Source organism: Stenotrophomonas sp. CASM110, from assembly GCF_049384345.1.
GTDB lineage: Bacteria > Pseudomonadota > Gammaproteobacteria > Xanthomonadales > Xanthomonadaceae > Stenotrophomonas > Stenotrophomonas muris.
The window spans coordinates 19,588-32,493 of sequence record NZ_JBMRGI010000021.1 but is presented as its reverse complement, the minus strand read 5'-3'; the positions used below and the strand labels follow the sequence as shown (position 1 = coordinate 32,493).

The 12,906-nt window shown below is 68.8% G+C and carries 16 protein-coding genes; 9 read left to right on the top strand and 7 right to left on the bottom strand.

Going from position 1 to position 12,906, the window contains the following annotated elements; genetic code table 11:
• Positions 1-69: 69 nt before the first annotated feature.
• Positions 70-2,607, bottom strand: a complete 2,538-nt coding sequence (locus VG561_RS16910; protein ID WP_423179819.1) for a methyl-accepting chemotaxis protein — start codon at positions 2,605-2,607, stop codon at positions 70-72.
• 203 nt (positions 2,608-2,810) lie between these two features.
• Here VG561_RS16910 and VG561_RS16905 point away from each other — a divergent pair, with 203 nt between their 5' ends.
• Positions 2,811-3,650: an arylamine N-acetyltransferase family protein gene (locus VG561_RS16905; RefSeq protein WP_032959088.1), complete on the top strand. Its 840-nt coding sequence runs from the start codon at positions 2,811-2,813 to the stop codon at positions 3,648-3,650.
• A 65-nt stretch (positions 3,651-3,715) separates the two neighbouring features.
• On the opposite strand, the gene VG561_RS16900 is transcribed toward VG561_RS16905, so the two are convergent.
• Positions 3,716-4,087: a VOC family protein gene (locus VG561_RS16900; RefSeq protein ID WP_014648601.1), complete on the bottom strand. Its 372-nt coding sequence runs from the start codon at positions 4,085-4,087 to the stop codon at positions 3,716-3,718.
• 82 nt (positions 4,088-4,169) lie between these two features.
• Between VG561_RS16900 and VG561_RS16895 the strand changes: the two genes are divergently transcribed.
• Positions 4,170-4,886, top strand: coding sequence for a transporter substrate-binding domain-containing protein (locus VG561_RS16895; protein ID WP_423179818.1), 717 nt, complete (start codon positions 4,170-4,172; stop codon positions 4,884-4,886).
• 34 nt (positions 4,887-4,920) lie between these two features.
• Here VG561_RS16895 and VG561_RS16890 read toward each other — a convergent pair whose 3' ends face one another.
• Positions 4,921-5,820 carry a LysR substrate-binding domain-containing protein gene (locus tag VG561_RS16890; RefSeq protein ID WP_032959086.1) on the bottom strand — a complete coding sequence of 300 codons (900 nt, stop codon included), beginning with the start codon at positions 5,818-5,820 and terminating at the stop codon, positions 4,921-4,923.
• A 98-nt stretch (positions 5,821-5,918) separates the two neighbouring features.
• Between VG561_RS16890 and VG561_RS16885 the strand changes: the two genes are divergently transcribed.
• A complete protein-coding gene (locus VG561_RS16885; protein ID WP_167692587.1) occupies positions 5,919-6,062 on the top strand; it encodes a hypothetical protein in 144 nt (47 codons plus the stop codon).
• A gap of 7 nt (positions 6,063-6,069) precedes the next feature.
• Here the strand turns inward: VG561_RS16885 and VG561_RS16880 are convergent, their stop codons facing one another.
• Complete coding sequence (locus tag VG561_RS16880) at positions 6,070-6,636, bottom strand: GIY-YIG nuclease family protein (RefSeq protein ID WP_049439308.1); 567 nt, start codon at positions 6,634-6,636, stop codon at positions 6,070-6,072.
• 132 nt (positions 6,637-6,768) lie between these two features.
• Between VG561_RS16880 and VG561_RS16875 the strand changes: the two genes are divergently transcribed.
• A complete protein-coding gene (locus VG561_RS16875; RefSeq protein ID WP_134967353.1) occupies positions 6,769-7,563 on the top strand; it encodes a D-alanyl-D-alanine carboxypeptidase family protein in 795 nt (264 codons plus the stop codon).
• Positions 7,564-7,568: 5 nt separating this feature from the next.
• Here VG561_RS16875 and VG561_RS16870 read toward each other — a convergent pair whose 3' ends face one another.
• Positions 7,569-8,162 carry a TetR/AcrR family transcriptional regulator gene (locus VG561_RS16870; protein WP_423179817.1) on the bottom strand — a complete coding sequence of 198 codons (594 nt, stop codon included), beginning with the start codon at positions 8,160-8,162 and terminating at the stop codon, positions 7,569-7,571.
• Positions 8,163-8,178: 16 nt separating this feature from the next.
• Positions 8,179-8,775: an NAD(P)H-dependent oxidoreductase gene (locus VG561_RS16865; RefSeq protein ID WP_049407909.1), complete on the bottom strand. Its 597-nt coding sequence runs from the start codon at positions 8,773-8,775 to the stop codon at positions 8,179-8,181.
• A 126-nt stretch (positions 8,776-8,901) separates the two neighbouring features.
• On the opposite strand from VG561_RS16865, the gene VG561_RS16860 reads away from it, so the two are divergent.
• Positions 8,902-9,447 (top strand): hypothetical protein, encoded by a 546-nt coding sequence (locus VG561_RS16860; protein ID WP_423179816.1) that lies wholly within the window; start codon positions 8,902-8,904, stop codon positions 9,445-9,447.
• A 57-nt stretch (positions 9,448-9,504) separates the two neighbouring features.
• Here the strand turns inward: VG561_RS16860 and VG561_RS16855 are convergent, their stop codons facing one another.
• Positions 9,505-10,332 carry an isocitrate lyase/PEP mutase family protein gene (locus VG561_RS16855; protein ID WP_134966121.1) on the bottom strand — a complete coding sequence of 276 codons (828 nt, stop codon included), beginning with the start codon at positions 10,330-10,332 and terminating at the stop codon, positions 9,505-9,507.
• Between the two features lie 164 nt (positions 10,333-10,496).
• On the opposite strand from VG561_RS16855, the gene VG561_RS16850 reads away from it, so the two are divergent.
• The 4 genes from VG561_RS16850 to accB all read left to right on the top strand — a co-directional run bounded on the left by VG561_RS16850 (position 10,497) and on the right by accB (position 12,904).
• Positions 10,497-11,225: a DOPA 4,5-dioxygenase family protein gene (locus VG561_RS16850; protein WP_014648610.1), complete on the top strand. Its 729-nt coding sequence runs from the start codon at positions 10,497-10,499 to the stop codon at positions 11,223-11,225.
• A gap of 273 nt (positions 11,226-11,498) precedes the next feature.
• Entirely contained in the window at positions 11,499-11,948 is a 450-nt protein-coding gene (aroQ, locus tag VG561_RS16845) for a type II 3-dehydroquinate dehydratase (protein WP_032959080.1), read from the top strand.
• Positions 11,945-12,370, top strand: a complete 426-nt coding sequence (locus VG561_RS16840; RefSeq protein WP_423179815.1) for a lysozyme inhibitor LprI family protein — start codon at positions 11,945-11,947, stop codon at positions 12,368-12,370. The genes aroQ and VG561_RS16840 overlap by 4 nt, the downstream gene beginning before the upstream one ends.
• A 54-nt stretch (positions 12,371-12,424) precedes the next feature.
• Entirely contained in the window at positions 12,425-12,904 is a 480-nt protein-coding gene (gene accB, locus VG561_RS16835; protein WP_005419696.1) for an acetyl-CoA carboxylase biotin carboxyl carrier protein, read from the top strand.
• Positions 12,905-12,906 lie beyond the last annotated feature (2 nt).

Below are 12,906 nucleotides of genomic sequence, written 5' to 3'. Positions count from 1 at the left end.
GAGCCGAGCATGGGCTCGGCTCTACAGTGTTCGTGCAGCCGATGTAGCGCCGAGCCCACGCTCGCCTGACTAGGCCGCCGCGCGCGCCTGCGGCATCGACTGCAAGCGGAACGAGCCCACGGCTTCTGCCAAGGCACGCACCTGCGCCTGCATCTGCGCCGTGGAGGCACTGGCCTCTTCCACCAGACTGGCGTTGCGCTGGGTGCTGGCTTCCATCTGCACGATGGTCTGGTTCACCTGAGCGATGCCCGCATGCTGGTCCTGCGACGCACTGCGGATACCTGCCAGCAGCTCGGCCAGCTGCTGCACACTGCCGACGATCTCGCCCATCGTGGTGCCGGCCTGCGCGGCCTGCTGGTTGCCCTGGCCGACACGCGCCACCGAATCCTCGATCAGCCCCTTGATCTGCTTGGCCGCCTCGGCACTGCGCTGCGCCAGCAGGCGCACTTCGGCGGCCACCACGGCGAAGCTGCGGCCCTGCTCGCCGGCACGCGCAGCTTCCACCGCCGCATTGAGGGCAAGGATGTTGGTCTGGAAGGCGATGCCGTCGATCAACTGGGTGATGTCGCCGATCCGTCGCGAGGCTTCGCTGATGCCATGCATGGTCGCGACCACCTGGCCGACCGCCTCGCCACCCCGCTGGGCCACCGCCGCCGCGCCCTGCACCAGTGCATCGGCGCGGCCTGCGGCATCGGCGTTGCGGCCGACGGTATCGGTCAGCTCCTGCATCGACGCCGCGGTCTCTTCCAGGTTGGCGGCCTGCTGCTCGGTGCGCCGCGACAGATCGTGATGGCCGGCGACGATCTCGCCAACGCCGGTATCCAGGCTGGAGGTGGCCTGCTGGATGCGGGTGACGATGCGGCCCAGCTGCGCGACGGTGGCATTGGCATCGTCGCGCATGCGCGCGAACACGCCCTGCAGGTCCCCCTCCATGCGCACGCTGAGGTCGCCGCGGGCCAGCGCAGCCAGCAGTGCCTGCAGGTCACCAAGGTTGGTTTCAAAGGTGGCCAGCAGGCGGTTGATGCTGGTCGACAAGGTGCGCACGAAGCCCTGTTTTCCCTCCATCGCGATGCGGCCGTGCAGGTCGCCATGTGCGGCGGCGTCGACCAGGGCAGCGACCTCGGTTTCCAGCAGCGTCTCCAGCGCACGACTGCGCCATTCCACCGCTACGCCGAGGAACTGCCCTTCGTCGATGATGGGGTTGGCAATCAGCTGGTAGCGCACGCCGGCATGGCCGATCTCGCGCTCCTCGCGCTGGCGCGCGCCGGCCAGGCTGGCCAGCGCCGGATGCAGGCGCACGGCATCGCTGCCCACCAGATCTTCGGCCTCGCGCTCGAGTTGCTGCAGCAGTGCCGGATTGACGTAGGCCACCTGGCCCTCGGCATCGATCACCATCAGCCCGGTCTGCGCACTGTCCAATGCCTGCCGCACACGGGTGTTGCCGCGCGCCACGGCACGCTCGGCCTCGATGCGCGCGCGCAGGCGCTGCTGCATGTCGACCAGGCGCTGCGCCAGCTGGCCGATTTCATCGTTGGCGTTGTAGACGCGCAGGGTGGTGTCGAGTCGGTCGTCGGCGATGTCGCTGGCGAAACGCAGGGTGTCCTGGATCGGCTGGCGCACCGCACGCAGCACCAGCACCAGGCTGGTGATCAACACACCGGCGACCAGCAGCAGGGTCACCGCGAACAGCACGCTCATGGTGCGTGCGCCGGCCTGCTGGCGCGCCTGTGCCTTGGCCAGCGCCGCCACCTGGGCCTGCTGGAAGACGGCCAGCGCCGGCGCCACGCCGGCGGCGGTATCCAGCAGCGATTGCGCCTCTACATCCAGGCCCACGCGGGCGGCGGTATAGCCCAGCAATGCGGCCTGATAGGCCTCCATGCCGTTACGAAGGGCATCCTGCGCATCGGTCGGCAGGCCCACCAGTGCGAGATCGAACGGCAGCTTTTCTTCGCTCGCACGGTCGGCATGGGTGGAGTCGCCATCGAGCAGCAGCAGTGCCTCCTGGCGGCGCATCTTCTGCAGGGACAACGCCAACGAAGGCCGCTGCAACGCATCCACCTGCGCCTGCAGGGCGTCGGCGGCCTGCTGCAATTGCGCGGCGAGGCCGGCATCGCCACGACCCATCTCATCGACGCGTTCGAACAGGGCGGCCACACCCTGCGAGAACGCGCCGGCGGCTTCGGTCAGTGCCTGCAGCGCCTCGCGCCGGCCGGTATCCATCGGCATCGCGCGCAGCGCCTGAAGATCGGCCTGGAGCGCCTTCTGCGTCGCCAGCAGCTGCGCGCGGTCGGCATCGTCGAAACTACGTGCATACTGGGTCTGCAGACGACGCGCCTCGGCCACACGCGTGGCCACGCTCGCGGCCAGATCGCTGCCGTGCTGGTAGCTGGCCTGGCTGCGCGCCGCCTGCGTGCTGGCATGGCCGGTCCAGGCGTAGACGGCGGCGATCGCGATCAGGCCCAGCCCACAGACCCACAGGGTCGCCTTGAGCTTGCTGGCCACACTGAGCCGATGCGGCTGCAGCCACAGCAGCAGGCCGGGGGACGCCGAGCGCAGTGCGGCAAGCCGCATGCGCAGGGACCGGAGGTGGGGGACGACGGCCGGCATGACAGGCTCCAGGCGGAAGGACGCACCTGTATCGGCGGGAAATGGCGCAACTTTAGGGCGCTCCTGGTTCACTCCCACCGATTGCTGGCGGACGCGGCCGTTGTACCCGGCACAGGCGACGGGGGGATGACACCCGCGCAATGCTTGACCTCAACCCCGGTTGGGAGAGCACAGTAGATCTCCCTCCCCCGCCCGGCGCGCGCATGACGACGCTCGATGTCCCCCGCTACCTGCAACGCCTGAAGCTGGATGCACCGCCACCGCTGACGCTGGCGGGCCTGACCCTGCTGCAGCAGCGCCACAACGCACTGCTTCCGTTCGAAACCCTCAGCTGCCTGCTGCGCGATGCAGTACCGATCGACCTGGACAGCGTGCAGCGCAAGCTGCTCGACGACCGTCGTGGCGGCTACTGCTTCGAACTCAATGGCGGCCTGCTGGCACTGCTGCAGGCGCTGGGCTTCGATGCACAGCCGTTGAGCGCGCGCGTGCTGCTGGCCGCCCAGGACGGCGAACTGACCGCACGCACCCACCTGCTGCTGCGCGTGCAGGTGGACGGCGATGACTGGCTGGTGGATGCCGGTTTCGGCAGCCTGACCCCGACCGTGCCGCTGCGGCTGCATGATCCGCAGCCGCAGGCCACGCCCCACGAGCGCTTCCTGTTGCAGCGCCTGCCCGGCGAGGGGGATTTCGTGCTGTCCGCCGAGTCCGGCGATGGCTGGCGGGCGATGTATCGCTTCGACCTGCACGCGCCGGCACCGATCGACAACGTCGTGGGCAACTGGTACGTGTGCACCCATCCCGATTCCAGTTTCCCCGGCCAGCTGCGCGCATCCCTGACCGGGCCGGACTGGCGACGCACCATCGGCAGTGGCAACTACACCGAGTACCGTCCCGGCCAGGCACCGGACAAGCGTCCGCTGCGCGATGTGGGCGACGTGCGCGAGGTGTTGCAGCAGCGCTTCGGCATGCAGCTGCCGGACGACCCACGGCTGGACCCGGCGATCAACGACTGGCTGCAGCGCTCGCGCGCCGCGCCCTTGTAGAGCCGAGCCCATGCTCGGCTGCTGTTGGCCCAGCCGCTCCAGCTCAGCCGAGCATGGGCTCGGCCCTACAGAACCACGCGCGCCTGCAGCGCAATGCGATTGCCTTCGCTGTCGGCGATCTCGGCCACGCGCCAGTCACCGGCATCGGCCGGGCCGAAGCGCAGCTCGGCCCCGGCCTGCAGCGCACGCTCGAGGCTGGCATCCAGGTCATCAACCCCGATGTAGATGCGCGCACCGTGGACGGAGGGCAGATAGTCGGCCCCCCGCACCAGCGCCATGCTGGCACCGGTGGCCTCATCGGCAAACGGCAGGTAGGCCATCCTGCAGTCGTGCAGCAGGATCGGTTCGTCCACCGCCACCTGCAGCCAGTGCTGGTAGAACGTGATGGCCCGGCCCAGGTCAGTGACCGGTATCTCGACGTGCAGGATGGGGTTCATGTCCGCAGGATAACCGGATGCTGACACTGCCTTGCAGGTCCGTACTGGCATGCTGGACCGCCCTTTCCCCGCGGAGTCCTGCATGTCCCTGGCCGATCATCGTGGTGCGCTGGCACCGCTGGGCTTCCTGCGCGTGGCCATCAACCTGGGCAATCCAGTACTGGCGCAGGGGGACGCGCACTCACCGCGCGGGCCGTCACTGGAACTGGCCACGGCATTGGCGCAGCGCATGGGCGTGCAGGCACGCTTCACCTGCCACGACGCCGCGGCCGCGGTGGTCGCTGCAGCCAGCAAGGAGGCCTGGGACCTGGCCTTCCTGGCCATCGATCCGGCGCGCGCCGACCGCATCGCCTTCAGCGCCCCCTATGTGGAGATCGAAGGCACCTACCTGGTGCGCGAGGACAGCCCTGCGCAGCAGGTGGCCGACCTGGACCGCGATGGCCTGCGCATCGCGGTCGGTCGTGGCGCCGCCTACGACCTGTTCCTCAGCCGCGAACTGCGCCACGCCATGATCGAGCGGGCCGAGACGTCGGCCGCTGCCATCACCCTGTTCGATCTGCAGCGCCTGGATGCCGCCGCCGGCGTGCGCCAGCCGCTGGCCGCCTGGGCGCAGGCGCATCCCGGCCACCGCGTGCTGGCCGACCGTTTCACCGTGATCCAGCAGGCGGTCGCGGCGCCGGCCTCGCGCCCGGCCGATGCATTGCAGGCGCTGTTCGAGGAAGTGGAGGCGATCAAGGCAGGCTCGTTGCTGGGCGAAGCCTTCGCGCGTGCAGGGCAGGCGGTTACGTTGGTACGGTGACTGCCGGACACACGCAGTCGGGCATGGCTCGACGCTATAAATGCGCGTCTGCCATGTGCCGGACGTGCTCGGCCGCCTGAGCGTGCAGCCAGTCGCGGAAGGCCAGGAAGCCGCGATGGCGGGCCGAGCGCTGCGGGTAGACCAGCCAATGCGGCCAGGCGGTTTTCAGTCGCAGGCTGGACAGCGCCACCAGTTGGCCGGAATCCAGCAGCAGGCGCGCCCGCGTCACCCGTCCCAGCGCTACGCCCACCCCGTCCAGCGCCGCACGGTGATGCGCCTCCGAATCATCCAGCACCGCCACGAAGCGCGGCGGCGGGTTCTGCCCACTCAGCGCGAACCAGGCGCCCCACGCGCCATCGGGATCCCCCAGCAGCGGCCACTGGTTCAGCGGCACGCGGTCGATCCCTCCCATGCGTTCGATCAGCGCCGGGCTGGCCATCGGCAGCAGCCACTCGTCGAACAGCGGCTCCACCACCAGGCCCGGCCACTGCCCGCTGCCCAGCCGCAGCGCGGCGTCGAACTGGCGCTGTCGCTCGAAGTCAATCAGGCGTTCACTCGACTGCAGGTTGATCTCGATCTGTGGATGCTCGGCAACGAAGTGCCCCAAGCGCGGCACCAGCCACGCCGACGCCATCGACGGTACCGCGCTGATCGTCAGCACGTGCTCGGCGCGTGCGGCATAGGGCTGGAAGGCCTCGTTGATCGCATCCAGATGCGGGCCTACCTGGTCGAGCAGGCGCTGCCCTTCCAGGGTGAGGGTGACGCCGCGTGGCTGGCGGACCAGCAGCGGCTGCCCCAGCCGCTCTTCCAGCTGGCGCATCTGATGGCTGAGCGCACTGACGGTCAGGCTCATCGACGCCGCTGCGCGTGACAGGTTGCCCAGCCGCGCGGCGGCCACGAAGCCCTGCAGGGCGTGAAGGGGCGGACGGGACATCAGGCTTGAATTCCTCTCAAGGCATGCTTGCGGAAATGTCGCTTTTTCCGCGTCCATGCTGCCCGTATCGTGCAATCCACTCAAGTGGAGGGACGCTCATGAACATCTACGGCAGCCTGTTGTTCCTGCAGGGCCACGTGGCCAACGCCGAACTGGCCCGGCAGCTGGCCCGCCCGTCCACCGGCTCCCCCACGGGTGCGCCGCAACCGGCCGCGCCGGTTCAGAAACCGCGTGGCCGTTGAACACGGCTCAACCTGCATACCAACGCTGGACGTGTTCAGGCAGCCATGGCATTGGGTCGATATCCAGCGCCCGGCAACCGTCGAGGGTGTCACGCAGCACGCGCTCGCCGGGGCCACCGGGCATGCGCAGGCCATCCTCTTCCGGTAGCTGCACCGCCGCCCAGTCGTGCAGCCGGTCCATGCGCAGGCGCTGGGCGGCCTGCAGCCAAGCCTTGAGCTGGAAACAGCGATAGCCCTGTGCGCCCAACGCATCAACCGCGAGCGACAACGCCTGGTTGGCACCACGCACCCATTCGGTGCGACCTCCGGCCTTGTCCTGGACCGTCATCGGCGCCGGCGCGCGGTGCGCCTTGAACGGCGAACGCAGCTGCAGCTCCAGATCACGCGCATCGCGCTCGCTCTCCGCTTCCACCAGCGTACCGGCATCAAGGTCGAAGAACTCGAACCAGCGCCGGTGCAATGCGCTGATGCGCCCGAGCGGATCGCGTGAAAAGCCGATCTTCGCGTAGTCCTCCCACGCACAGGGGAAGACGTAGGCGAAGACACGACCGTCGATGCGGATATGCGACTGCATGTGCGCAGGCTGCCTCCACTGCAGCCCGGGCGCAACCGGGCGTTGCCGTGGGCGCCGCAGGGCTTTGGCAGTACGGCTTCATGCAGCCGCTTCGGACTATCCTTGCTGGCTGTCGCTGTCATCACCGCCACCATGCCTGCTCCTGCGCCTGCCCACCTGCCGGTCTCGTCCATCACCCTGGACGCGGCAACCTTCGCGGTGGTCCACCAGCACAACGCGGACATCGCGCGGCAACCGGCCTCGCTGACCAAGCTGATGACCGCCTACGCCGCTTACGGATGCGTCGAAGAGAACGGTGGCACGTGGGACCAGGCGGTCACCATCGCCGCCGAGGATGTGCATGCCGTAGCCGATGATGAAACACGCATGGGCCTGGTGCCCGGCGAAACGGTCACGCTGGCGCGCCTGCTGGAAGGGTTGATGATCGTCTCCGGCAATGATGCGGCGCTGGCCATCGCACGCCATCTGGACGGATCACAGCCTGCGTTCCTGGGCCGCATGAACTGGCACGCGCGCCAGCTTGGCCTGCGCAGCACGCGGTTCGCCAGCGTGTCCGGCATCACCACCCCGCACCATGCCTCCAGCGCGCGCGACATGGCGGTACTCGCCGCCTGCCTGCTGAATGACCATCCGCAGATCCTGGCAATCACCGCGCAGCGCACGTTCGCGCATGGCCGCTTCAGCCGCAGCAACCAGAACGCACTGCTTGGCGAAGACGGCGTGGATGGATTGAAGACCGGTTACACCCAGGCCGCAGGCTTCTGCCTGGCCGCCACTGCCTGCCGGGCTGTGCCCGGGCGGAACCTGCCGGTACGCCTGATCACCGTGGTGCTGGGCGCTGAAAGCCGCGACGCACGCGATGCCCTTGTGCGCGAGCGTCTGGCCGCCGGGTTTGCGGCGCTGGCCGACACCACCGCCGACGCCTGAGCGGATCAGCGTCGCTTGACCGTCGCCATGATCAAGCGCTGCAGCTCGGCCTCGGCGCCGACCTTGTCCAGCGCGCCTGCCGCCACGGCTTCGGACAGGGCTTCGGCCGCACCGAGAATCGCCCAGCGTCCGGCCAGGGGGACCGTGCCATCGGCCGCAAACGGGCCCAGCCAGGTGTCGCAGTTGTCGATGAAGTCCTGCTGGTAGCGCCGACGCACTTCATGGAGTTCCGGCGCGCCCACCAGCGCAGCGAGGATGCCCTGCACTTCACTGCCCTGGCTGAGGACGCAGTCGATGTAGCCGGAGGCGATGGCCGCCGCACGATCGGCCAGCTGCGCCCTGGCACGGCCGATACGCTCGTGGAAGACCACCGTCTGCCGCCCGTCATAGTCATCGTAGAGCGCGGCCAGCAGCCCGTTGCGGGTCACGAAGTGATCATAGGCCACCGGTTTGGTCACACCGGCCGCCTCGGCCAGCCGCCCCAGCGTCAATGCGTCGGTGCCTTCGTCGCCGACCAGCGCCCAGGCCACGTCCAGCAACTGGCGGGCGCGTTGCTCGCGGGTCAATCGGCGGCGCGTGGGAGCGGCGTTGGCAGGCATCGGTGGAGCACGGCGGTCAGCGCATCGGAGCACCGATTTTACGGCCGATCGCCAGCGCGGTCTGCAGATGCGCTTCGGCTGCACCGGAATCGGCGTCCAGCAGCAGGTCGGACGACAGCACGCGCGCGCCGCAGTAGTCGAAGATGCCCATGTCGATCTGGGTCTTCATCGCCGCACCGTAGCCGCGCCGTTCGATCATGTCCGCGCCAGCCCCGCCGATGCCGACCAGATGCACGCCCAACCGCTGCAGCTTTTTCTGCACCTTGCCATCGGCGCCGTCCTGGTAGGCCCAGCCTTGGGTGAACACACGATCGATCCAGCCCTTCAGCAGCGCGGGGAAGGACCACCAGTACAGGGGATAGACCAGTACCAGCGTGTCGGCAGCCTGCAGCCGCGCCTGCTCGGCGGCGACGTCAGCCGGAGTCGCGCCGGTGCCACGGAACAGCGCCTGGTCCTGCATGTTGAAGCGCGGATCGAAGCCTTCAGCCATCAGATCGGCGTGGGTCACGCTGTTGGCGGCATCCGACGCGGTGATGGCTTCGCCGATGCGCCTGGCGATGGCATGGGTCAACGCGCCGGGTTCAGGGTGGGCGGTAACGATGAGGGTGTGCATGGGGCATGTCCGGAGTTCACTAACTACCAATAGTAAGTAGTGTCGCCCGGGATACCAGCGCCATGCGTGGGACGCTGTTTCCGCATCCACCGTATAGTGCGGCGGTTCCCACTGAGCTGCCCGACGATGCACCGGTATCTGCTTGCCCTTCTGCTTGCCCTTCTGCTGGCCCTGCCGATGGCAATGGACGTTACGCCCGCGCTGGCCGGTGAACTCAGTCCGGAAGACTCGGCCGCATTGCGCAAGGAGGTGCAGGCGATGATGGGCGCCTTCGCCCGTGGCGATACCGAGCTGATCATCGCGCGTACCCATCCCAGCCTGAAGCAGCTGGCCGGTGGCGACGAGGCCTATGCGCGGGCGACCCGCGACACCGTGAAGGCGCTGCGCAGGGCCGGCGTCAGCATCATCAGCGACGAGGCAGGCGTGCCGGGCCGCACCTATGCGGCCGGTGACGAGGAAGTCTGCTTCGTACCGCGCCAGTCACTGCTGCGCGTGCGCGAAGCGCCGATGCGCAGCACGTCATTCATGGTTGCCGTGCGACGCGTCGGTACAACGCAATGGCGCTATCTGGACGGCGCGGCGATGCTGGACAACCCGGCACTGCTGCGGCAACTGCTGCCGGCGCTGGAGCCGGGCGTGACGCTGCCCAGGGGCGGGATGGAAGCGCTGTAGTCGCAGGCGCGCGTCCATCCACGCCCGGGCTCGATCCATTGCAGGCCTGGGCGTGTGTCAGCGGAACAGCGCGTTCAACGCCGCGCCCGAAGCCGCCTGCTGCAGGCCATCGAAGCGGCCGTCCTGCATGATCGGCTCGATGGCCTGCATCAGCCCACCCCACGCGGCTCGCGCCAGCGCACCGCCCAGGCTGACCCGTCGCACGCCGAGTGCGGCGATGTCCTGCAGGCTCAGCGGTGTCGGTCCACCGACCAGCAGGTTCACCGGCTTCGCCCCCGCAGCGGCAACCACCGCGCTGATCTGTTCGGGCGTGCTGATGCCCGGTGCATACAGCACATCGGCGCCGGCCTCGGCATAGGCGCGCAGGCGCTGCAGGGTGTCCTGCAGATCCGGCACGCCAACGAAGAAATTCTCGGCCCGCGCGACCAGCAGCACATCGCCCCCCGCGCGGTCGATGGCCGCACGTGCCGCACACAGTCGCTCGACCGCCTGCCCGATCGGCCGCAGCGGCGCATCGGCCACGCCGCTGGCGTCCTCGATCGACAGCGCCGCGATACCGGTGTCGATGGCCGCCGCCACCGCCTCGCCCACTGCCTGTGGCGTGGCGCCGAAGCCATCACCGAAATCGGCGTTCAACGGCAGCGGTGTCGCGGCCGCCATCAGCCGCAGATGTTCCAGTGTGGCCTGCAGCGAAACCGCCCCATCCGGCCGCCCTTCACTCCAGGCGCAGCCGGCACTGGTCGTGGCCAGTGCCTGGAAGCCCTGCCGCTGCAGGTAGCGGGCGCTGCCCACGTCCCACGGATTGGGCAGCACGAAACAACCGCGCGCATGCAGCTGGCGGAAACGCGCGCGCTTGCGCTGGGTGTCGGCATCAAGCGGGGTCATGGCGGGTTCCCGGGCGGCGGACCTGCACCCTAGCCCACGCTGCGGCGGCACTCAATCACGGCGTGGGCCAACGCGCATGAGGTGATGCCGGCTGCTTATTGGACACCACCGTGCACGCTGCCCGAGCGTGCTTGCCTGCCACACAGTGCCCCACGGAGCCCCAGATGCACCCGGACCCGCAGACCCTGATCGACGCCGGCGACGATGACGCCCATTGGGCCGACCTGCTTTCACCCGCGCGCCGTCGCCTGATCGCGTCGGCCGGGCTGGCCGCTGGCGGCCTGGCCAGCGCGTCGGCTGCCACCGCAGCCGCGCGCAGCGACAACGCCGTGAACACCACCGAACCCGGGCGACCCGGCTTCCGCGCCATCGTTCCGCCAGCGCCCGAGGGCCGCAGCCCTTGGGGCCAGGCCACGGCCAGCGAGCCTACCCCGCGGCCGGCCAGCGTGCGCCCCGGCGAGGCCACGCTGCCCACCCGGCCACGTGCCTACACCGCCATCAAGAGCTACCACGCCCACATCTACTTCGACGAGGACAGCTTCGAGAAGGCCGCGCTGCTGCGGCGCTGGGCCGCCGAGCGCTTCCCTGTGGAGCTGGGCAACTGGAACCTTGAGCCACGCGGGCCGCACGTCACCCCGTCGTTCTATTTCGGCTTCACCAACGACCTGTTGCCGGTGCTGGTGCCCTGGCTGCAGCTCAACAGCCTGGGCCTGACCATCCTGATCCACCCCAATACCGGCGATGGCCGCGCTGACCATCTGCATTACGCGTTGTGGGTGAACCGCGCGCAGCCGGTCAATGCCTACAACTGGCCGGCGCCGAAGCCCGGGCAGCCGGAACCGCTGGAAGAGGTGTTCCCGAACGTGGTGCCGACGGTGCCGCTGGAGATCTGAGCGGCCGGGTGCCGGACAGCTCCATGTGGAGGCGCAGTGTGCTGCCCACCGAACCCCGTCTCCCCGCATGGCGTGGATGCCGGCATCGTCGGCCTACGTGCACGCATCCCCGTCCAGCACCACGTTCAGCGCGCCTTGATCCAGCGCCCGCCATACGGCCGCAAGCGCTCCGGCAGATTTCAAACATACGATTGAAACGCTGCAAACTTCGCCGAACTGGACAGCATCCGCCGGTTCCGCCAGACTGCCGCCCTTTCCCGTCTTCCGGATCCCATGGCGAAGCTGCTGGTCCTGCACGGCCCCAACCTCAACCTGCTCGGCACCCGCGAGCCGGAGGTCTACGGCCACACCACGCTGGCCGACATCGACCAGGCCCTGGCTGCCCAGGCATCGGCCGCCGGACACACCGTGGAACGCCTGCAGTCCAACGCCGAGCATGTGCTGGTGGACCGCGTGCAGGCTGCGCGCAGCGACGGAACCGCTTTCATCCTGATCAACCCCGCCGCCTTCACCCACACCTCGGTCGCCCTGCGCGATGCGCTGGCGGCGGTGGCGGTGCCGTTCATCGAGATCCACCTGTCCAACCCGCATACCCGTGAGCCGTTCCGCCAGCACAGCTACTTCAGTGACAAGGCAGTGGGCGTGGTATGCGGTTTCGGTGCCGACAGCTACCGCTACGCGATGGACGCGGCGCTGCTGCGCGTGCAGGCGGCCAGCGCGTGAAGATGCCGCCGCGTGTGCTTGCCGGCATCCTGCTGTGGGCCGGTCTGTGCGGCGCCAGTGTCGCTGCCGAGCGCGCGGCCGCGGGCATCGACTGCGCACAGGCAAGCGGCGGCTACGAGCGCGACATGTGCGATTCCGATCGCCTGGATGATGCCGACAGCGCAATGAACGCCGTCTACGCGCAGGCGCGTGGCGAACTGAAGGCGCAGGCAACCGATGGCAGCTGCAGCCGCTGCGCGGCGGCCGAACAACAGCTGGTGAAGGCCCAGCGCATCTGGATCACCTTGCGCGATGCAGATTGCGAGGCGGTGTATGCCTTCAATGCAGACGGCACCTCGCGCAACCCCGCGAAGATGCAATGCCTGATCACCCAGACGCGCGACCGTACGCGGCAGCTGCGCGAGTTCTACGAACTGCTTTGAACCGAGTGCAACCGCACTCTCCACCACACTGACATCACGAGCAAAGAGGCCACCATGGATCTCCGCAAAATCAAGAAGCTGATCGACCTGCTGGAAGAGTCGAACCTGGCTGAAATCGAAATCAAGGAAGGCGAAGAGTCGGTGCGCCTGTCGCGCGCCCCGGTGGCCGGCTATGCCGCCCCGGTCGCCGCGCCGGTGTATGCCGCTCCGGCCGCCCCGGCGCCGCAGGCGATGCCGATGCAGTCGCCGACCGAAGCCTCCACCGGCGGCAGCGCCAAGCCGGGCCCGGCACTGCCGGAAGGCCACGTGCTGCGCTCGCCGATGGTCGGCACCTTCTACGCCTCGTCCGCCCCGGACAAGCCGGCCTTCGTCACCGTGGGCCAGCAGGTCAAGGAAGGCGAAACCCTGGCCATCATCGAAGCGATGAAGATGTTCAACCCGATCGAAGCCGACACCTCCGGCACCATCGTTGCCATCCTCGGCGAGAACGGCCAGCCGGTGGAATTCGACCAGCCGCTGTTCGTGATCGGCTGAGG